Source organism: Blautia caccae, from assembly GCF_040095955.1.
Lineage (GTDB): Bacteria > Bacillota > Clostridia > Lachnospirales > Lachnospiraceae > Blautia > Blautia celeris.
Genome location: NZ_JBBMFP010000017.1, coordinates 46573 through 65935, shown reverse-complemented (window position 1 = coordinate 65935; position 19363 = coordinate 46573). Strand labels below are relative to the sequence as shown.

The window sequence follows — 19363 nt, the reverse complement described above, 5'->3', positions numbered from 1 at the left end:
TTCTTTCCATCCGCAGCCTGCCGTTTCACAAAGGCAGTGCGGGTTACACTACTTTGCGGTCTCGAGCATCCGGTTCAGAGGCACATTGGCCTTTCTGCGGAGGCTGTCGTCCACACTTACCTCTCCTTTATTGTATTTCAGACAGTCGCGCACCTTTTCCAGGGTTATCTTTTTCATGGATGTACAGGTCTGTCCGCCGGGCAGTGTATAGAATTTTTTGTCCGGATTTTTCTGCTGCAGTTCGTACAGCACACCGTTTTCTGTTCCGATAATAAATTCTTTTTTATCACTTTTTGTGGCATGATCAATGATGCCTGATGTGCTGCCCACATAATCAGCAAGCTCCAGTACTTCCTTTGTGCACTCCGGATGCACCAGAAACTCCACACCTGGATGGCAGCGTTTTATTTCTTCCACCTGCTCTTTCTTTACTTCTTTATGTACATAACAGTAACCGTCATTGAGAATCACATTTTTCTCCGGGACCTGTTTCGCCACATAGCTGCCCAGGTTTTCATCCGGAATAAAAAAGATATTCTTATTGGGAAGTTTCCTTACTATCTCAACCGCGTTTGAGGAAGTCACACATACGTCTGCGTATGTCTTCAGTGCGGCACTGGAATTGATATAGCAGACAACTGCCAGGTCCTCATACTCTTCTCTCATTTTTTCGATCTTACCGGCAGCCGCCATATGGGCCATAGGACAATCCGCTGTGGTGTCCGGCATGAGTACGGTTTTTTCAGGGTTCAGGATTTTTGCACTCTCTCCCATGAAAGTTACCCCCGCAAAGACCAGGGTACTGGCTTCCAGCTTTGTGGCAATCTTGCTCAGATAAAAAGAATCTCCAATATAATCCGCACATGCCTGCACCTCACCCGGCACATAGTAGTGGGCAAGAATCACTGCATCCTTTTCTTTCTTCAGTTCCTCGATTTCCCGATAAATGGAATCCACGGTTTCTCCTCCTCGATTTTACGAATTTTTAACATTATACAACTTTCCTTTACATCTGACAAGACAGTTGTAAAATTGTACTGTAATACATACAAAAAAGAGACTGCACCATGTACAATCTCTCCCATGTATTTCTCTACTTTTTCAAACACCCGACCCCATACATCATCATATCCTCAGCCATGGCCGCAATCTCCTCCGCCCCTGTCACCATGCCCTCTCTCAGCCACTCTTCCAAAAGGCCAATGCATCCCGCACTGGCAAACGCATAGAAATATTCTATTTCCTTCGGAGACGCCATGGCAAAGAACCGGGAGTACGCTTCCACACATTTTTCCCGTCCGAGGCTCAGAAGCCGTACAGCAAAGTTTTTATCCCCGTAATCACCCAGCGTCACGGTACAGAGATCCGCGTTTTCCTTCAGACACCGGAATATCTCCGTAGTGATCTTCAGCGGAGTCAATTCCCTGTTCTCCACTGACAGGAGCGGCTCCAGCGCTCTTTCAATATCCCTGGTCATCTCCTCCTCTATCTGTTCCAGCAAGTCGTAAATGTCTTTATAATGTGCATAGAAAGTCCCTCTGTTGATACCTGCAAGACCGCACAGCTCTCTTATGGAGATGCTGTGTATGGGTTTTTCGCGAAGCAGTTCCATAAATGCTTTTCTGATAAGCTGTTTTGTCATTCTGGTTCTCTGGTCGCCTGATTTTCCCATAGGACGGCCTCCTTTCTCAAATGCCCGACACTTTTTGCCTGAACTGTTCAAAAACCATCCAAATGGCTCAAATCTGCCGATTGTTTTCCTGTTATACTCTCATTATAATAAATAATAGAAAGAGAATCAACTGAGTTTATATTCCGACCCCGGAATGCGCATCAAATATTTGTGTCAAAAAGGAGATGTTTCCTTATGAAAACACTATATCTTGTTACGGGAGCAGACGGCCACCTGGGCAGCACCATTGTTCGTCTGCTGAAAAAACAAAATCTCCCTGTAAGAGGACTGCTTCTCCCCGGAAAAGCAGAGCCGGATATCCGCGGTGTCCGGTATTTCCACGGAGACATACGGAAACCGGAAAGCTTAAGACCCTTTTTTGAAAATACCGGACACAGCAGCCTGGCCGTCATACACGCTGCCGGCATGATCTCTATCGCTGAGGATGTGACCCCGGAGTTATACGACGTCAATGTAAACGGAACGAAAAACATAATTGCCATGTGTCTGCAGTACAAGGTAAAAAGGCTTCTCTATGTAAGCTCCGTACATGCGATCCCGGAGCAGAATAAACTGAAAGTCCTGCATGAGACAACCAAATTCTCCCCTGACCTGGTGGTCGGCGCCTATGCCAAGACTAAAGCGGAGGCAACCAGAGCGGTACTGGAAGCTGTGCCAAAGGGACTTGACGCTGTGGTTGTCCATCCTTCAGGAATTTTAGGTCCCTTTGACACCTCGGGCAATCACCTGGTACAGATGGTAACTGATTATATAGAGGGACGTCTTCCGGCCTGTGTAAACGGCGGCTATGATTTTGTAGATGTCCGCGATGTGGCTTCCGGCTGTCTGGCTGCCTTAGAGCGCGGACGGAAAGGTGAATGCTATATTCTCTCAAACCGCCATTATGAGATAAAAGATGTTCTGAAAATGGTAAAAATGCAGAGCGGCGGCAGACGCCTGCCGGTTCTACCCATGTGGATGGCAAAGATGGCGGCGCCTCTCATTGGGGGAATCTGCCACATAAAAAAACACCGTCCTCTGTACACCCGCTATTCCCTGTATACCCTGCAGAGCAATGACCGGTTTGACCACACAAAAGCCACTGCTGAGCTGGGTTTTAAGCCAAGAGATCTGTTCCAGACCATTGCAGATACAATTACCTGGATGAAAAAGAAAAGCCACAGTATTCTGTTTTAAAATGACATACTCTTACCATTTGAAAAGGCGGACGGCCTTCCTAACCCCTTCGGAAGATACCGTCCGCCTTGTATTGTCACTGCCAGTTTATCTTATTTTCCATTATGATCTTCTGCTTTTCGGCCCGAATACAGCCGATTTCGTAACAGTCATAATATCTGCTCAGATGCGCTGCTATCCGGTCTGCTGCCTCCCGCTGCACCACCAGTATAAATCCCACACCACAGTTGAACGTGGAGAGCATTTCCCTGTCACTGATATTTCCGCACTGTCTGATAAAGCGGAAGACAGGCAGTGTCTTTATCCTGTCAAGCTCTATCACAGCGCTTAAGCCGTCCGGAATCACCCGGCACAGGTTCCCTTCTATTCCGCCTCCTGTAATATGGGCCATGCCGTGAACACCGCTGTTTCCCATTATGCCTTTCAGCGCTTTATAGTAAGGCGTGTGGGGCTTCATGATCTGTTCTATAAATGTCATACCCTCCACCTTTTCCAGTTTGATCTCCGGCATCCGGTCCATGAGCATACGGACAAGGGAATAGCCGTTGGTGTGCAGCCCGTTAGATGCAAGGGCCAGCACCGTGTCCCCCTCTTCCATGGCGGAGCCGTCAATGATCCTGTCCTTCTCCACAATGCCGGCAATGCTGGAGGTGAGCACATATACCCCCTTTTCCACCACGGCAGGCTGTACGCTTGTCTCCCCTCCCACCAGGGAACATTCATTCTCCCGGCAGGCATCCGATACCCCTTTGACCAGAGCACTGATGGTGTCTTTCTCCGCGTTTCCGCACACGATCGTATCCAGCACGGCAAGCGGTTTTGCCCCCATGACAGCAATGTCATTGACCAGATGATTTATCATATCATGGCAGATGGAGTCCGTGTAGCCATACTCCATGGCAAGCTTCTGTTTTGACCCCGGCTCCTCTGACTTCAGAACCAGCACAGGGTTCTTTATCTCCGGAAAAGAAATATCGTAGAGAGAAGCAAACGGCCCGAGTCCGTTCAGAACCCTTTTATCTCCTGTCTCCAGGTGCTTTGCCATCTCTTTTTTGATCGTGTCTGTGTAGGCAATATCCACTCCTGCTTTACTGTAGGACAATTCCTCACCGTCCTTCTCACAGCCCGAAAGCAGTTCATCCACCGTCACCTCCATGACCGCGGAAAGCTCCGGCAGCAGCTCCACATTGGGAAATGTACTGCCCTTTTCCCATTTGGATACGGCCTGAAAAGAAATATTCAGCCTGTCTGCAAGCTGCTGCTGCGTCATTCCCAGTTCTCTTCTTTTTCCTGAAATAAAACCTCCTATTTTTACGCTGTCAAGCATGGCTTTTCCTCCTCGTCTTTATGCCTTAATCATACCCCTGCACCACGCTTTGGACAATAACGGAATATTTGAATTTCATCTCATTTTTCAACTGCCGGTAGAGTCCCTCTTTTATATCTTCTCCAAAGTCCTGCCGTCAGCAGCAGGGTCGAAACCTCAGCAGCAGGAAAAGCCAGCCAGATACCATCCATTTTCCAGATAAAAGACAGCACAAAGGCGAAAAACAGGATGGCAGCAACACCTCTTGCAAAAGCAATGGCAAAAGATTCCCTTCCACGCTCCACCGCTCCCATAAAAGCCGCTGCCACAATGTTGATCCCAGCCGGACAAAAGCCCAGAAAATACAGCCGCAGTCCACAAAAGGCAATATCCGCAAGTTCCTGATTCCCCTCACTGTTAAAAATCCCAATCAGATTCTGAGTAAATGCAAACGCGGCCGCACTGAACAGAATCCCCACAGCCGCAGCCAGCAGAACCGCACTTAAAAGCACCGCGGTACTTTCCTTTTTCCTGCCCTCCCCGTAAAAACGGCTGATCAGAGGCTGGCTTCCCTGCGAAATACCGGTAAATACAGATACAGCTACCAGGGCCAGATTCGCCACGATCCCGTAAGCCGCCACCCCTGTATTGCCCGCCAGACGCAGAATCAGCAGATTAAACACAATGAGCACAACTGCGGAAGACAGCTCATTGATAAATGCGGATATACCAAGACTGCAGATATCCAATACCCGCCGCCCAAGCGCTCTTTGATCAAAGCTCCAGGTAAACCGGTTTTTCCCTCTGATAAAATGCAGAGACAAGAGTCCTATACTGATGACCGGAGCAAACCCGGTGGCAAGAGCCGCCCCGAAGATTCCCATATTCAAGGGGAATAAGAATACATAATCAAGCAATATATTAGAAAAACTCCCGGTCAGCATAGCCGCCATGGAAAGACGGGGGCTGCCGTCGTTTCGGACAAATGCAATGAGTATGTTGTTCACAATGAAAAACGGAGCAAATCCCAGTATGGTCTTCAGATAACTCCCTGTCATCTCCTGTATGACACCCTCAGCTCCCAGGATTTTTGCCACAGCATCGGATGCGGTAAAACCAAGGAACAGAAGAACCAGCCCCACCGTAATCCCTGCCGCCGCTGAAGCGGTGAACACCTGATTTCCCTTCTGCACCTCTTTCTGTGCCCGACAGATAGCAAAACGTGTGGCACCACCGATTCCCAGCATCAGCCCCAGTCCGTTAATGATACTGTAGACAGAAATAGCCAGATTCAGCGCTGTCAGGCCATCTGCCCCCAGACGCTTTGAGATAAAAAAAGTGTCCGCCAGAATATAACAGGACAACCCCAGCATTCCCAGAACATTTAAGGATATGTATTTGTAAAATTCTCTATTCATTTGTTTCTGCATAAGCCAGTCTCCTTGCGATTTTAAAAAAAATGCCCAAATACATTCCTTCCATGACCTACCGGAATGTATTCAGGCATTTTCCGTCTACCCGGTGGCAGACGGATGCTCATGCTATTGTATATCAGCGGAAGGATTTTTGCAAGAGGGATTTTGTATCCGGTTGACTTCCATCTTATTCAGGATTCCCTCCGCCGTCACACCGGGATGTGTGGCAATGATACGGCAGACCTGTTCGGTAAATTCCGGGGAACAGCCGTATTTTTTTGCCATATCTTTTATATTCTCCCCTTTTTTCATTCCCCGGCTGATATTCTCCACTGCTTTTCGGGTATCGGTTCCCACCGGAACTTTTACTGGGGTATCCGTGTGGGGAATGTCTATGCGTTTTACCTGTATCTCTCCGTTCCCGGTCTCCAGAACTGCCATGGTTATATCCTGGTTAAAGCGGCGTTTTCCGCAGCTCCCCGGATTGAGGAAGAGATGTCCGTCCCTTCGTTCCTCCAGATATTTGTGGGAATGACCGAATACGACCACATCCACACCGGTCAGATTTCGGGGGATTTCTTTTTTGTTATGCACCATATAGAAGGTAATACCGTCCAGCTCAAACCGAAGGGATACCGGTATCTGTTCCGCCCATTCTTTGTCATTATTTCCTCTGACAATGTAGAGAGGTTTATCTTTTGAAAGTTCATCCACGATTCTTTGGGTGTTAATATCTCCGCCGTGAAGAACCACGTCACAGGTATTTACAATTTCCATCACCTCAGGACGCAGAAGCCCGTGGGTATCGGATAAGACTGCTATTCTCATTTAGCTGCTCTCCATCTAATTAGATTTTGTAACTGTCTGTCCGGTGGAACAGTTACAGGATTTCTTTTATCTTATCCGAAATCATTTTCTTTGTAAAGCACCCGCCATTCGTTTATGAAAATTTTGTCGCTCCCATCATAGCGAGCATAGCCACGCCTCCGGCTATGTAGACGCCGTGCACTACCAGGCATATTTTCATCAGATTGTTCTTAACCTTCCCTTTTGTGTAAGCGGTAATCGTGAAAATACCCCCGACAAGCATCACCGCAATATACACCAGGATAATGATCTCAGCCGCAGGTGACTCCAATGCCCACGGATTCCATCGAATCGGGAAAATTGTAAACGGGAAAAATATTAAAACAGTACTTATCGCAGTAAACAGTTTTTCTTTCATCATCTATCTCCTCTCTGCCTGTCCGAAACGGATACAGGCTGCAAACAGACACACCACCGTGCAACCCACTGCCACAGGTATGAACGGCATCAGTTCAAAAGCAAAGGTCCCCATATTGGATGCCAGCTCATGCATCCTGGATGCAGCCATGAGAAACGGGTAGCACATGGGGTACGCAAACCATATTTTTGTGTTAATAAGAAGGACGGACGGCACAATAGATGCCATTCCCACACCCATGGAAAAAATGGGAGTCTGAATACTGACAGCAAGCATCCAGAAAAACGCGGCCATGGGAATGGAGGAAATGTAAATGATCCCCGCTTCTCTCAGTATATCCATAACCGGCAGCATGAAGTTATAATCCTGGATTCGGGATGCGATCGCCGCACTTGGAAAATATGCCAGGGTCATAAAAAACATCTGCACTGCTGCCAGCAAAAGAAGGATAGAAAATTTCACCAGGCAGAGGCGGGCCGCAGATACAGGCAGAGCCAGCATCTTCAGTATTCCTTTATTCTTCCGTTCTGTCTGCACCAGCATCACGGTACTGATCACAATACTTGCAGGAAACATGAACCAGGCATATCCCATAAAGCTCTGTATGAAAAAGTTATTTTCCGGGGATATCCCTTCATTTCCTATGGTAAAGTTAATATCCGCATTGATCACAGCAGTCAGCCATATGAGAAATACGGGAATCACTAAAATCCAGAGGATGCCGGAGCGACGTGTCTTTTTCAGTTCTACTCCTGCTAATGATAAAAAACTCATGTGAAATGCCTCCTTATTTTAAAATAGATGATCTCCAGCAGTCCGAAACCTGCCGTTTCCCCGCAGGATATAATCAGGCATCTAACTGCCTGCGCCCCATTAAGATTCGGATATACCTTCATGGGCATCATAAATGGCAGATAAGAGAGTATCCCGCCTCCATTTTGGAGAATGGAAGTCATAAACAGACAGATCGTGCCGATTCCCAGCGATATCCACATATTTTTACAGATGGAAGAAACTGCAGTCATACAGAGGAGCAGCGGAAGGAACATGGCAAAAGAAAATCCCATGCTCTTCCAGATCTCTGTCGTAAAGATGCGGTCTGCAGAAAACCACTTCCATCCGCAGAACCAAAGAGCTGCACCTCCCAGTACAAGCGCCCCGGCTGTCAAAACCAACAGCACACTGCATTTTCCGAAAAACAGACTCTCCGGACGCTTTGGAAGGGTATCCATGCGCTGCATGGCATTGTCTGCAAATTCTGTATGGTACATAATACATGCGCCGATAATAAGGAGAAAAGACAGCAGCATAGACATGAGCTGCCAGTTGGCTCCCATTAAAATAACTGCCGGGGAATCCTGTTTGTTTACAAAGCTCTCCGGGCGGGCTCCGATATTTACCACCGGGGCTGCCGCTGCCAGAAGTCCGCCAGCCAGAAATGCGGGAAAGAATCCGGTCCGCTTCAGCTTATTCCACTCCAATGCAGATGTCATTTTCCTGCACCTCTCTTTCTGTTATCCTCCTCCACCATTGCCAGAAATGTATCTTCCAGATTGTCAGAGGGATATCCTTCAAAGTCAGCCATCTGCCGCAGTTCCTGCAGATTCCCTTCAAAGAGGAGACGGCCATGATTCAGGATTCCGATATCATCCGCCATGAGCTCTACCTCAGGAAGCAGGTGGGAGGACACAAGGACTGTGCAGTCGTATTTCTTCGGCAGGGAACGGATCAGAGTCCTGATCTCATGGATTCCCACCGGGTCAAGACCATTGGTCGGTTCGTCCAGGAATAAAATAGGCGGGCGTCCGATAAGCGCCGAGGCCAGCCCCAGCCTCTGTTTCATACCGAGGGAATACTTTCTGGCAAGGCGTTTCCGGTACTGGGTCAGCCCTACAAGCTCCAGAGCATCCGATACGCTGGATTTCGGAAGACCCAGGATTTTTCTTATAATCTCCAGATTCTCTTCCCCTGTCAGGTTGCCGTAAAAAGCGGGTGCTTCTATGAAAGACCCCACTTCCCTGAGAATTTTCATCCTGTCTCTGGGGAAGGTATTGCTGTTAATGGTAAAACGGCCTTTTGTAGGCTTTGTCAGTCCCAAAAACATTTTCATAGTAGTGGATTTACCAGCCCCATTCGGTCCCAGAAATCCGTAAACACTACCCTTTCGTATATGCATGTTCAGGTCAGCGACAGCGGTAAAGTCAGCGTATTCTTTTGTCAGATGGTATGTTTCTATAATATTCATTTTCATGTCTCCCTTCCGGATTCTTTTTCTTTGTTTCTGTCTTTATTATAGAAAGCCAACCTTACATCTGCATTCTGATAACCTTACATTTACCTTACATTTCGGTATTATTCCCACGGGCAGGCGGATTTGCTGATATAATAAGGATACGGGGAGCTACTCAGCCGGATGAATAGATACAAATACGGAAAATATATTTGCAGGGAGGTACAGACAATGGCAAATGATCATTTGAAAAGAAAAAGAATACTTCTTGTAGACGATGAACCGGAGCTGCTTGATATGGTTGTCTCTATTTTACAGGAAGAGGGATATTTACAGATAAAAACCGCAAAAAATACGGCGGAGGCACTGGCTGCCTGCCGTGATTGGAATCCTGAGTTTGGCATTTTTGATGTTATGCTGCCGGATGGCGATGGTTTCTCCCTGTTTCAAAAGGTCCGGGAGTTTTCTGACTTTCCCATCCTTTTTTTAACCGCACGCGGGGAGGATGAGGACAAATTTACAGGACTTGGCCTGGGTGCTGATGATTATATGGTAAAACCGTTTCTGCCCAGAGAACTGATTCTGCGGATTCATGTTATATTAAAGAGATGCTATCGGAATGAATCAAATCTCGTGTATCTGAAAGCCTGTGCCCTGGATTTTGACCGGGCAGAAATTATACGGAACGGGGAACATATTGCCCTGACTGCCAAGGAATTTGAACTGCTGCAGGTTCTCAGCCGGAATGCCGGCAGGATCGTGACGATCGATATGCTCTGTGAGGCAGTTTGGGGTGACAATCCGTTTGGCTATGAAAACTCTCTTATGGCGCATATCCGGCGGATAAGGGAAAAAATTGAGGAAAACCCATCCAGACCGGAATCCCTTCTGACCGTCAAGGGACTGGGATATAAACTGCTCATGGAGGACGTACGATGAAAAGTATTCTGAAACTGATCAAACGGTTTATTGTAACCATGCTGTTTTCCCTTGTGCTGCTGCTTTTCCTTAATTTTTTTCTCCTGCTCCTTATCTCATATAAGCAGGCAGCCAACCACGGAGCATGGTCATCTGCAGATACTGTGGCCTCTGCCCTTACTGAGAACGGGGATGGAACATACCGGTTGTCCGCCCAGGGAGAGGATATCCTTTCCAGGACAAATGCCTGGGCTATCTTAGTGGATAATGAAACCGGATATATTCTCTGGAACAGCAGCAATCTTCCGGAGGGGATTCCCACACAGTATTCAGCAGCCAGCATTGCCATGGCGGTCAGAGGGTATATCAATGATTATCCCATCACTACCAGCGGGTACGGGGATGATTTGATCATGCTTGGTTTTCCGAAGAAATCTTACTGGAAATTAATATCCAATACCTTTGACTATAATTTCATCAGAAATTTTCCTAAAACGGTGCTGCTGTTTTTAAGCTGTAATCTCATCCTTATATTTTTCGTTTATATGGTCGTTACCTCCGGAGTTCTGCGTTCTGTAAAGCCGGTCATACAGGGAATTGAGGCACTTCCTGCTGAAAGAGACGTCTATGTCAAGGAAAAGGGACTGCTGTCAGACCTGGCTGTTTCCATCAATAAAGCTGCGGAAAAACTCCGGAATCAGGATTATCAGCTTCAGAAAAAGGAGACTGCCCGTGCAAACTGGATTGCCGGAGTATCCCATGATATCCGAACGCCGCTCTCTATGGTTCTGGGATATGCAAGCCAGATTGAGGAGAACAGGGATTTGCCGGAAAGGGAGCGAAAGAAAGCACGAATCATCCGGCAGCAAAGCCTGCGGATGAAGAATCTGGTCAATGATCTGAATCTGGCGTCAAAACTGGAGTATAATGTGCAGCCTCTTCATATGGATACTGTAAATTTAGTTTCCCTGGTCAGACAGACCGCTGTGGATTTCCTGAATCTGGACCTGGAGGGAAAATATCCAATCGAATGGGTCGCAGGGGAGGATATGCAGAACTGCTGTGCAAAAGCGGATAAGGGGCTTTTAAAACGGGCGGTTTCTAACCTGATTACAAACAGTCAGGTGCATAATCCGGATGGCTGTACATTGTTCATGTCTGTGGGGAGAACAGAAAAGATGTGCAGAATCGTGGTGGAGGACAATGGCACCGGAGTCACCGATGAAGAGCTTGAGAAAATCCGGAAAGCCCCCCATTATATGGTCTGCGACAGAGAGACAGGAAACCAGAGGCACGGGCTTGGGCTGATGCTGGTCAGGCAGATTGCAGAAGTGCATGGCGGAGACATGGAGGTCTCACATGGAAAAGCCGGCGGATTCCGGGTTGTTATCCGGGTGCCGGGAACAGAATGATACTATGATGAGATCTGACGATTGATATCCTGCAGGATTTTATCTATGTTATTGCCATGGACGTATAGAATTTTTTGTTCCTTTTTCCTCTGGCCTATTATTTTATAATACAGTCCGTGTTTCAGCACATCTGTGTTGAAGATAATATATCTCTTGCAGTGTAATACAGAATTGTCAAAATGCAGGTTGTCTGATGAAAGGAACTGGCTGCGCGGCAGGTATTGTTTCATCTTTCTCTGCCAGTTTATATGCCCGCCGATTATGAGCATTTTTTCGCCTTTCATCAGCGCTGTATGGTCTTCTGTGCGGTGGGATTCTTCGTGATTTTGATATGCTTTTGCCTGTGAATCCACTGTTTGTAAATGTACTTCCTGTGCACATTCAGTCCGGGCACGTTCTTGCAGTACGCATTCTGCTTGTGCGTGTTCTGTCTGAGCACTTTCTGCTTGTGCACGTCCTGCCCGGGCGCATCCTACCTGGGCGCATTCTGTCCGGGCGCATTCTGTCCGGGCGCATTCTGTCCGAACGCGTTCTGTCCGAGTGCATTCTGTCCGGACGCGTTCTGTCCGAACGCTTTCTGTCGAAGGATTTTCTGTCTGGATGTATTCTGTCTGAGCGCTTTTTGTTCGAGCGTTTTCTGTCTGGGCGCATCCTGTCTGGGATTCTGTCCGAGCGTTTTCTGTCTGAACACATCCTATCCATTCACATCCTGTTTTTGCAGATTCTGTTTGTATGACACCTGCGCCTTTACCTCCTGTCTGTGTAAACGGGAAAACATAATTCCGCAGGCTGATCAATTCCTCCCGCTCCAGCGCATTTTTTTCCTCCGTATTTTGAATCTTCACCTTCAGCTTTTCTTTCTCTTTTTCACATTGCTCCAGGCAATTTTCCAATTCCCTTTTCTTTTGTTCCAGATACGCTGTCCTGCTCTGCAGGTTCTCTATTTTATTGAGGAATTCCTTCCTATCCTTCTCAGCTCTTCGCTGACGGTAGCGGTATTCCTCCGGATCATTCTTTTCACATAACTGCTGCAGACTATGGATATATTTACACAAGCTTGCTATGAGTAATGTCTGTTTATACTCCTGCCATTTCATTCCCTCTGACAGGGAACAGATAAAGTCTATATCTTTCTGCTCCAGCTCAATTCCTGCAAGCATACGCAGGTTCAAATGAAAATATTCAAATACTGTCCCGGGATCAGGCACAGTTCTCTCTGTTTCTGTCCCATCCAGATAATAGCAGGTATAATAGGATTCCATCCGCGGATGACCCTTCTGCAGATTTCTGTGCAGTCTTCTGCCTCCGTTTTCTGTAATTTCCGGCTCCGGCAATGTTTCCAGATCCTCTTCATATGATTCAAGAATCTGAAGCCCCAAATAAAAATCATAATCCTCATGTACCGGAATTTCCAATTCTTCAGCTATTACCAAAAGAACCATCATCTCCGACGCGGCATGTACCATATCATTGCTGTCCTGAACTATCTTTTGAAACATGGAGCCATCTATGTATTCTGCTTTTTTTAACTGGTTCTTAAGATTACGGTAACCCTTTTCCAGAATTTCTGTAAGGTCTTTGTATCGCCTGTGCTCATCTGCATCACTGTCCTCTGCAGCTTCTTCTTCCAGGCGTATCCGTTCAATCAAACCCACTGCCATGCTTGCCGGAAGCCTGTCAGCCACGAGAAACCAGGATAAAAAGTCCGAATCTTTGTAGCTGGAATTTTTATATGCATCGTAACATGTTTCGCCTTCCTTTTCCGCATATTCCATTATGGCTTCTCTGCACGTCTCATTTCTGACGATTGCATATGCCAGAAAAAGAATACTTTCCACCTGTACCTCCTCGTGATCCATATTCAGCGCAGGGCCTACTGCTGCTGCAAGTAACTGGGGAAGTTCTTCCTGTCCGCGTTTTAACAATTTTCTCCTGATAATGGCATCAAATACATGCTCCTTCTGTTCCTGGTTCCACAGTATGCTCTTTTTCACAACACTGCCCATTTGCGATAACTCGAAAAATCCTTCTCTGCCATCTGCATTCATCATAGCCTGAATCAGCATATTCCGGGATTCTTTTGAGGATTCCATACACCAGTCAATAAATGCCGCCTTAGAATGCACACAGCATCTTAAACCTTCACACACAATGTTTTTTTGTACCATAAAAAACCTCCTTCAGATATGGAATAAAATAATTTGGTAAATTTGGCGAAATGCCTGATTTTGTTGAAAAGATAAAATTAGATATTTTAGATTGGCAAAATCTTTGCCTGTTATTGTGGAAATACAATACCATATTTTGTCTCGAAATGCAAGGACAAGATTTATTTTTTCCGGGCATGACTTATCCACCAAGTCATGCCCTTATCTGCCATGGCAAATGGAAATCCCGGCTATTGTGGATAACTTGCCACCTTAATGAGACCTTCCGGCCCATTTTCTCATAGTTTTCCACAGTCAAATTGAAAGGTCCCCCCGTTGGAACATTCGCTTTTCGGCCCCTTTTGCTGCAAAAAGAGTAGACCCTGCTCAACAGGCTGGTAAAATATAAGAAGAACCTCCTCCTTTTCCTGCATGATTTTTCCGTGCCATTTGAGATAACATGAGCGAAAGAGATTTGAGGAAGTACAAAAATCCAGAAAGCCCTGACACTTCCAGTGAGTCTGACTTAGTCTATGAAAGATTACCTGCTATTCCGTTCCAATATCTTAGAATTATAGGCATTTCTGGCGATTCTGATCAGATTCTCATCGTGCTTTACCTACTATTCAACTCTAATATTTTAGAATTATAGGTATTTCTTAAGTTTCCGACCAATTTTTCTTCCTGCTTTACCTACTATTCATTTGTAACATTTTAGAATTATAGGTATTTCTTAAGTTTCTGGCCAATTTTTCTTCCTGCTTTACCTACTATTCATTTCTAACATTTTAGAATTATAGGTATTTCTTAAGTTTCTGGCCAATTTTTCTTCCTGCTTTACCTACTATTCATTTCTAACATTTTAGAATTATAGGTATTTCTTAAGTTTCTGACCAATTTTCCTTCCTGCTTTACCTATATTTCAATCTAAGATTTTAAAATTATAGGTATTTCTTAAGTTTCTGGCCAAATTTTCTTTCTGCTTTACCTACTATTTCAATTCAACATCTTAAAATTATAGGCATCCCTTAATGTTCCGTAATAGTTCAGACAAGCTGAACCGTTACGCAGCCAGCGCAATATAAAGAAAAATGTTCTTATCCGTGCATCGCGAAATATATTGCCGGGCACAAGGCACACAGCCAATCATCAGCATAAAACCGGCTGCTCTTTGATAAACATGAGGATAAAACCAGCCAGCAGCAGCAAGGAAGACCCCCAGATAGCCTGACTGCCCAGATGTGCAGTAACTAGTGCCCCGGTAGTTGCGCCTATGGCGAAAACCAGGATGATAAAATAATAGTGGGCACTCTTCCGCCTAAGCGTTTTATCTTTGGTTATATGATATCTGCAGAGCATTTCCGTGGCACTTCGGATGTTGCCGATACACATGGTAGTAGCACATGGAAGACCATGAAATTTTCGGAAGCTGTTGACCTGCATGGCACAGGCAAAGGACATCAGGGCATTGGCACTTATATTCAGGGATTGAGGGAGAAAACCGGTGATGATCAGTAAAAAAGATTCTATCAGAAGAATAATCTGCCTCCAGTGGATTTTGTCATTTTCCCTGAAAAGGCAATGTACCCGCTCCGTAATATAAACGCCCAGGAAAAAAGCGGCGAGGGGAATGAGATAATGAAGCGCTGTCTTCCATTGGCCCTGGGCCAGATTTTGACCGAGCAGAACAATATTACCGGTTTGTGCATTGGCAAAGACTTTGCCGCGGCAGTTATAGGAATAGGCGTCCTGAAAACCGCCGGCCAGAGTTAGAAATATGGCAAGAGGCATGGACTCTGACATTTGCTTTTTTTTAATTTCTGGTTTCATGATTCCTCCTGTTGACCGCTGTCGGTTTGGGTTGTTTTTTATTCTTTTATATATTATACTTTTGTGAAGCAAGATGTAAAATATATATTTCGTATCGCTTTTATATCATAATAATATATCAGACAGCGGTTATTGTTTATTACAGCCAAAAAAGAAGGAAATTGATAGCGAAGAGCAAACGATTGCCACAGAGATTGCAGCGTCTAAAGGAAAGGCAGAGTAACTTTAATGAATATAACATATGATTATTATAAAATTTTTTATTTCGTAGCGAAATATCACAGCTTTACAAAGGCGGCCTCTGTTCTGATGAACAGTCAGCCCAATATTACCAGATCCATGAATAATCTGGAGCACGAGCTGGGATGCAGACTTTTGGTGCGCTCCAACAGGGGCGTAAAGCTAACACCGGAGGGGGAAATGCTCTTCCGGCATGTATCCCTGGCTGTGGAACAGATTCAGGCCGGAGAGGAAGAACTGCGGTCAGCGCAGTCCCTGCAAAACGGGCAGGTTTCCATCGGAGCCAGCGAAACGGCACTGCATGGGCTGCTTCTGCATAAACTCGGGGAATTTCACAGGAAATACCCGGGAGTAAGGATACGGATTTCTAATCAGACCACGCCTCAGGCCATACAGGCTTTGAAAAACGGTACCGTAGATTTTGCCGTTATCACAAATCCATCGGGCATCACCAGGCCATTAAAAGAAATTCCGCTGAAATATTTCAGGGAAATCCTTGTAGGCGGGCCGCAGTTTTCCGGGTTTTCCGAAAAAACATGGCATCTCGGGGAACTGAAACAGTTCTCCTTTGTGTGTATGGATAAAAGATCAAGAAGTTATGAATTGTATGGGGACTTTTTCCTGGAACACGGCTTAACCTTGGAACCGGATTTGGAGGCTGCCACCATGGACCAGGTTCTGATGATGGTGAAAAACGGGCTTGGAATCGGATTTCTTCCCGAAGAATTTGCCGGGGATGCTTTGGAGAAAAATGAAATTTTCAGAATTCCACTGCATATAGAACCGCCGAAGCGCTCCATATGCCTGATTCAGGATATGGAGCGCCCGCTCAGTGTTGCAGCTAAAAAATTAAGCGAACTTTTGCAACATCAATAAATTGTGTTGAAAATGTCTTATTCTTTATTTCCCGAAGCCCTTTCCGGTTAATTTACAGCTTCTTCCTCCCCATCCTAACATCCTCCATCAACGCCTGGAGTTCATCCGACATATGGTCAAACAAATAATTTTTCCCATTTTGCCCCTGGTTCAGATAATTGCTTCGGATCTCTATGTCTGCAGCCTGAATCTCCTCTTTCAGGCCGGCGGCTGAGAGGCGGCTCGCGCCCTGGCCCAGAATGATGATCTGCTCCAGTGCGTCAGAGGTTGCCACGGTAACCCGGTGTTTTCTTCCAATCTCATGGACCGTTTTCTCAATGTACTGGTCCGCTGTTTCCGCCTCTTTTGTATAAACTACATAGATATTGTGGTATTTCATTACTTCTCCCGTATTGCCCTCCACTTTATAGGCATCATATACGAGAATCAGTGTGTTCTTCTTATATCCCTGATAATTGCTGAGGATGTCCATGAGCTTATTTCTGGCGGCCTCAATGCTGGCATTGGCAAGATCTTTTAACTCTTCCCATGCAAATATAATATTATAGCCGTCTACCAGCAGGTATTCCTCCTCTGTCACCTGCTTTGCAGGCCTGTATTGCCTGGAGGAAGATGACTCTGCGCTTACGGTACGTTTTCTGTTGAATGGATTTCTTTCCTTTTTGGCAGTTCTGTATGTGCGGGCAAAGATTTCTTCCAGCTCTTTTTCATCTGCCAGACCGCCGCCCGTGTAAGAGGAAGGTGATATCTGAGCGGATGATTCCTGAACCGGCTTCTCTTTTTTCTCCAGACTAAGGCCGCTGTCCAGATGCATGTAATCCCGCACTTTATCATAACTCACCACAAAACCGGCGCCATGGGAACAGAAAACAGAGCCTGTGGGATTTTCCGTATCCTTCTCGGAATCATAGCCTTTTTCAGCGATGACCTCCTCCGCATTGTGGCAGGGTTCGTATCCCTTCAGTGTGCAGGAAAGACGTCCGTGGCCTTTGGTATAGGCGATCACTTCTGTCTGGTAATCCCGCATGGCGGATACAGGGGCGGTACCTGTCAGTATGGTCATATCCCCCTCTATGATCGGTTCGGAAAATGTACCGTACATTTTCTGGATGTCTGAGAGCGCCCTTCCCACCTTGTCGGAGGGGATTTCCAGCCGGTATTCGTAGACAGGTTCCAGCAGCAGACTGGTTGTACATTTCAGTCCGTGGCGCACGGCACGATAAGTAGCCTGCCGGAAATCTCCGCCTTCTGTATGCTTTAAATGTGCTCGTCCTGTCACCAGTGTAATCTTCATATCCGTGATCTCGGAACCTGTCAGCACACCTCTGTGGCGTTTTTCTTCCAGATGTGTCAGCACCAGACGCTGCCAGTTTCGTTCCAGGATATCCTCACTGCAGGCTGTCTCGAACTGCAGGCCGCTGCCCCGCTCTCCCGGCTCCATGAGAAGATGCACCTCCGCATAGTGGCGGAGAGGTTCAAAATGCCCTACCCCTTCCACCGGCTCTGTGATGGTTTCTTTGTACACGATACTTCCCGCTCCAAATTCCACTTCCGTGCCAAATCGTTCCCCGATCAGCCGTTTCAGAATTTCTATCTGCACCTCTCCCATAACCTGTGCATGGATTTCATTGGACTGCTCTTCCCAGACAATGTGCAGTTCCGGTTCCTCCTCCTCCAGCTGGCGGAGCTTCAGATACATCTGGTGCACATCACATTCCGGCGGAAGCTGGATCTGATAGGTGAGAACAGGCTCAAGTAGCGGCAGCTCCGACTCAGTCTCAGCGCCCAGCCCCTCTCCGCAGTATGTCCTGGACAGCCCTGTCACCGCGCACACTGTCCCTGCAGGTGCCTCGCTCACAGCACGGAAACCGGCTCCGGAATAGATACGGAGCTGGTCCGCTTTTTCCTCCCAGATCTCATCACTGTCTGCCTGTTCATCACGGCGGTTTGTCAGCATTCCTTTCACCTTCAGAGTTCCGCCCGTGATCTTCATATAAGTCAGACGGGTCCCCTGGGCGTCCCTGGCTATTTTGTATATCCTGGCGCCGAAATCCTCCGGGTATTTCGGACAGGCCGTATAGGTTTCCAGACCCTGCAGAAACTCCTCCACTCCTTCTATTTTCAGGGCAGAGCCGAAATAGCAGGGAAATACTTTCCGCTCCGCTATCAGCCGGACGATTTCTCCCTGCTCCACAGTGCCATCAGACAGATATTTCTCCAGTACGGCCTCATCACTCATAGCCAGATTCTCATAAAAGGCCTCCTGTTCCTCCTCAAAGGCTATACACCTTTCATCCAGGCGTTTCTGCAGTTCTTCCAGCAGCTTCTGCCTGTCAGTTCCCTCCTGGTCCATTTTATTGATAAACAAGAACACAGGAATCTTGTATCGGGTCAGAAGCCTCCACAATGTCTGCACATGTCCCTGTACGCCATCAGCGCCGCTGATGACCAGGACCGCGTAATCCAGTATCTGCAGGGTCCTTTCCATCTCCGCCGAAAAGTCCACATGCCCCGGAGTATCCAGAAGTGTCACTTCCTTTTCTCCCAGTTTTACCTCAGCCTGTTTGGAAAAGATTGTGATTCCCCGCTCCCGTTCCAGGTCATAGGTGTCCAGAAATGCATCCTGATGGTCCACACGCCCTGGTTTTCTGATACTGCCCGTCAGATACAGGATACTCTCAGCCAGTGTTGTCTTGCCGGCATCCACATGGGCCAACAGACCCACACTCATATGTTTTGACGTTTTATAAAACGATTTATTCTCTCTCTTTTCGGATGTATTTTCCATGAAAATACCCCTTTCTGTGATATATAATACAGTGCTTATCATATCACAGAAAGGGGTGTAAGTCGATAAGTATCATCGCATAAACAAGCTCATGTTAACCGACAAGA

General features: G+C 46.6%; 16 protein-coding genes. 4 read left to right on the top strand and 12 right to left on the bottom strand.

The genetic code is table 11. The features are described 5' to 3' along the window. Positions 1-48: 48 nt before the first annotated feature. Both nadA and WMO65_RS17700 read right to left on the bottom strand, forming a co-directional pair. Positions 49-957 carry a quinolinate synthase NadA gene (gene nadA / locus WMO65_RS17705; RefSeq protein WP_148393523.1) on the bottom strand — a complete coding sequence of 303 codons (909 nt, stop codon included), beginning with the start codon at positions 955-957 and terminating at the stop codon, positions 49-51. Positions 958-1093: 136 nt separating this feature from the next. Further along, entirely contained in the window at positions 1094-1672 is a 579-nt protein-coding gene (locus tag WMO65_RS17700) for a TetR/AcrR family transcriptional regulator (protein ID WP_033140819.1), read from the bottom strand. Between the two features lie 195 nt (positions 1673-1867). Between WMO65_RS17700 and WMO65_RS17695 the strand changes: the two genes are divergently transcribed. Continuing rightward, positions 1868-2869 carry an NAD-dependent epimerase/dehydratase family protein gene (locus tag WMO65_RS17695; protein ID WP_148393522.1) on the top strand — a complete coding sequence of 334 codons (1002 nt, stop codon included), beginning with the start codon at positions 1868-1870 and terminating at the stop codon, positions 2867-2869. Between the two features lie 76 nt (positions 2870-2945). On the opposite strand, the gene purM is transcribed toward WMO65_RS17695, so the two are convergent. The 7 genes from purM to WMO65_RS17660 all read right to left on the bottom strand — a co-directional run bounded on the left by purM (position 2946) and on the right by WMO65_RS17660 (position 9060). Continuing rightward, entirely contained in the window at positions 2946-4196 is a 1251-nt protein-coding gene (gene purM, locus WMO65_RS17690) for a phosphoribosylformylglycinamidine cyclo-ligase (protein WP_148393521.1), read from the bottom strand. Positions 4197-4276: 80 nt separating this feature from the next. After that, positions 4277-5605, bottom strand: coding sequence for an MATE family efflux transporter (locus WMO65_RS17685; RefSeq protein ID WP_148393520.1), 1329 nt, complete (start codon positions 5603-5605; stop codon positions 4277-4279). Between the two features lie 111 nt (positions 5606-5716). Beyond that, entirely contained in the window at positions 5717-6418 is a 702-nt protein-coding gene (locus tag WMO65_RS17680) for a metallophosphoesterase family protein (protein WP_306799924.1), read from the bottom strand. A gap of 112 nt (positions 6419-6530) precedes the next feature. Beyond that, a complete protein-coding gene (locus WMO65_RS17675; protein ID WP_243128855.1) occupies positions 6531-6818 on the bottom strand; it encodes a hypothetical protein in 288 nt (95 codons plus the stop codon). Next, complete coding sequence (locus tag WMO65_RS17670; protein ID WP_148393518.1) at positions 6819-7589, bottom strand: ABC transporter permease; 771 nt, start codon at positions 7587-7589, stop codon at positions 6819-6821. Next, complete coding sequence (locus WMO65_RS17665) at positions 7586-8308, bottom strand: ABC transporter permease (protein ID WP_148393517.1); 723 nt, start codon at positions 8306-8308, stop codon at positions 7586-7588. The genes WMO65_RS17670 and WMO65_RS17665 overlap by 4 nt, the downstream gene beginning before the upstream one ends. Next, a complete protein-coding gene (locus WMO65_RS17660) occupies positions 8305-9060 on the bottom strand; it encodes an ABC transporter ATP-binding protein (RefSeq protein ID WP_033140812.1) in 756 nt (251 codons plus the stop codon). Before WMO65_RS17660 ends, WMO65_RS17665 begins: the two co-directional genes overlap by 4 nt. 216 nt (positions 9061-9276) lie before the next feature. Between WMO65_RS17660 and WMO65_RS17655 the strand changes: the two genes are divergently transcribed. Both WMO65_RS17655 and WMO65_RS17650 read left to right on the top strand, forming a co-directional pair. Then, positions 9277-9984 carry a response regulator transcription factor gene (locus WMO65_RS17655; RefSeq protein ID WP_148393516.1) on the top strand — a complete coding sequence of 236 codons (708 nt, stop codon included), beginning with the start codon at positions 9277-9279 and terminating at the stop codon, positions 9982-9984. Further along, positions 9981-11375, top strand: coding sequence for a sensor histidine kinase (locus WMO65_RS17650; protein WP_148393515.1), 1395 nt, complete (start codon positions 9981-9983; stop codon positions 11373-11375). The genes WMO65_RS17655 and WMO65_RS17650 overlap by 4 nt, the downstream gene beginning before the upstream one ends. 2 nt (positions 11376-11377) lie before the next feature. On the opposite strand, the gene WMO65_RS17645 is transcribed toward WMO65_RS17650, so the two are convergent. After that, entirely contained in the window at positions 11378-13543 is a 2166-nt protein-coding gene (locus tag WMO65_RS17645) for a hypothetical protein (protein ID WP_148393514.1), read from the bottom strand. A 1128-nt stretch (positions 13544-14671) separates the two neighbouring features. Continuing rightward, entirely contained in the window at positions 14672-15352 is a 681-nt protein-coding gene (locus tag WMO65_RS17640) for a YoaK family protein (protein WP_033140809.1), read from the bottom strand. A 228-nt stretch (positions 15353-15580) separates the two neighbouring features. On the opposite strand from WMO65_RS17640, the gene WMO65_RS17635 reads away from it, so the two are divergent. After that, positions 15581-16468: a LysR family transcriptional regulator gene (locus WMO65_RS17635; RefSeq protein ID WP_148393513.1), complete on the top strand. Its 888-nt coding sequence runs from the start codon at positions 15581-15583 to the stop codon at positions 16466-16468. A 52-nt stretch (positions 16469-16520) separates the two neighbouring features. Here the strand turns inward: WMO65_RS17635 and WMO65_RS17630 are convergent, their stop codons facing one another. Next, positions 16521-19256 carry a translation factor GTPase family protein gene (locus WMO65_RS17630; protein WP_187370676.1) on the bottom strand — a complete coding sequence of 912 codons (2736 nt, stop codon included), beginning with the start codon at positions 19254-19256 and terminating at the stop codon, positions 16521-16523. Between the last annotated feature and the right edge of the window lie 107 nt (positions 19257-19363).

Bases quoted from the DNA above. Each gene is read 5' to 3' on its own strand.
- WMO65_RS17700 (WP_033140819.1), bottom strand. From the start codon at position 1,672: ATGGGAAAATCAGGCGACCAGAGAACCAGAATGACAAAACAGCTTATC.
- WMO65_RS17695 (WP_148393522.1), top strand. From the start codon at position 1,868: ATGAAAACACTATATCTTGTTACGGGAGCAGACGGCCACCTGGGCAGC.
- purM (WP_148393521.1), bottom strand. From the start codon at position 4,196: ATGCTTGACAGCGTAAAAATAGGAGGTTTTATTTCAGGAAAAAGAAGA.
- WMO65_RS17685 (WP_148393520.1), bottom strand. From the start codon at position 5,605: ATGCAGAAACAAATGAATAGAGAATTTTACAAATACATATCCTTAAAT.
- WMO65_RS17680 (WP_306799924.1), bottom strand. From the start codon at position 6,418: ATGAGAATAGCAGTCTTATCCGATACCCACGGGCTTCTGCGTCCTGAG.
- WMO65_RS17675 (WP_243128855.1), bottom strand. From the start codon at position 6,818: ATGATGAAAGAAAAACTGTTTACTGCGATAAGTACTGTTTTAATATTT.
- WMO65_RS17670 (WP_148393518.1), bottom strand. From the start codon at position 7,589: ATGAGTTTTTTATCATTAGCAGGAGTAGAACTGAAAAAGACACGTCGC.
- WMO65_RS17665 (WP_148393517.1), bottom strand. From the start codon at position 8,308: ATGACATCTGCATTGGAGTGGAATAAGCTGAAGCGGACCGGATTCTTT.
- WMO65_RS17660 (WP_033140812.1), bottom strand. From the start codon at position 9,060: ATGAATATTATAGAAACATACCATCTGACAAAAGAATACGCTGACTTT.
- WMO65_RS17655 (WP_148393516.1), top strand. From the start codon at position 9,277: ATGGCAAATGATCATTTGAAAAGAAAAAGAATACTTCTTGTAGACGAT.
- WMO65_RS17650 (WP_148393515.1), top strand. From the start codon at position 9,981: ATGAAAAGTATTCTGAAACTGATCAAACGGTTTATTGTAACCATGCTG.
- WMO65_RS17645 (WP_148393514.1), bottom strand. From the start codon at position 13,543: ATGGTACAAAAAAACATTGTGTGTGAAGGTTTAAGATGCTGTGTGCAT.
- WMO65_RS17640 (WP_033140809.1), bottom strand. From the start codon at position 15,352: ATGAAACCAGAAATTAAAAAAAAGCAAATGTCAGAGTCCATGCCTCTT.
- WMO65_RS17635 (WP_148393513.1), top strand. From the start codon at position 15,581: ATGAATATAACATATGATTATTATAAAATTTTTTATTTCGTAGCGAAA.
- WMO65_RS17630 (WP_187370676.1), bottom strand. From the start codon at position 19,256: ATGGAAAATACATCCGAAAAGAGAGAGAATAAATCGTTTTATAAAACG.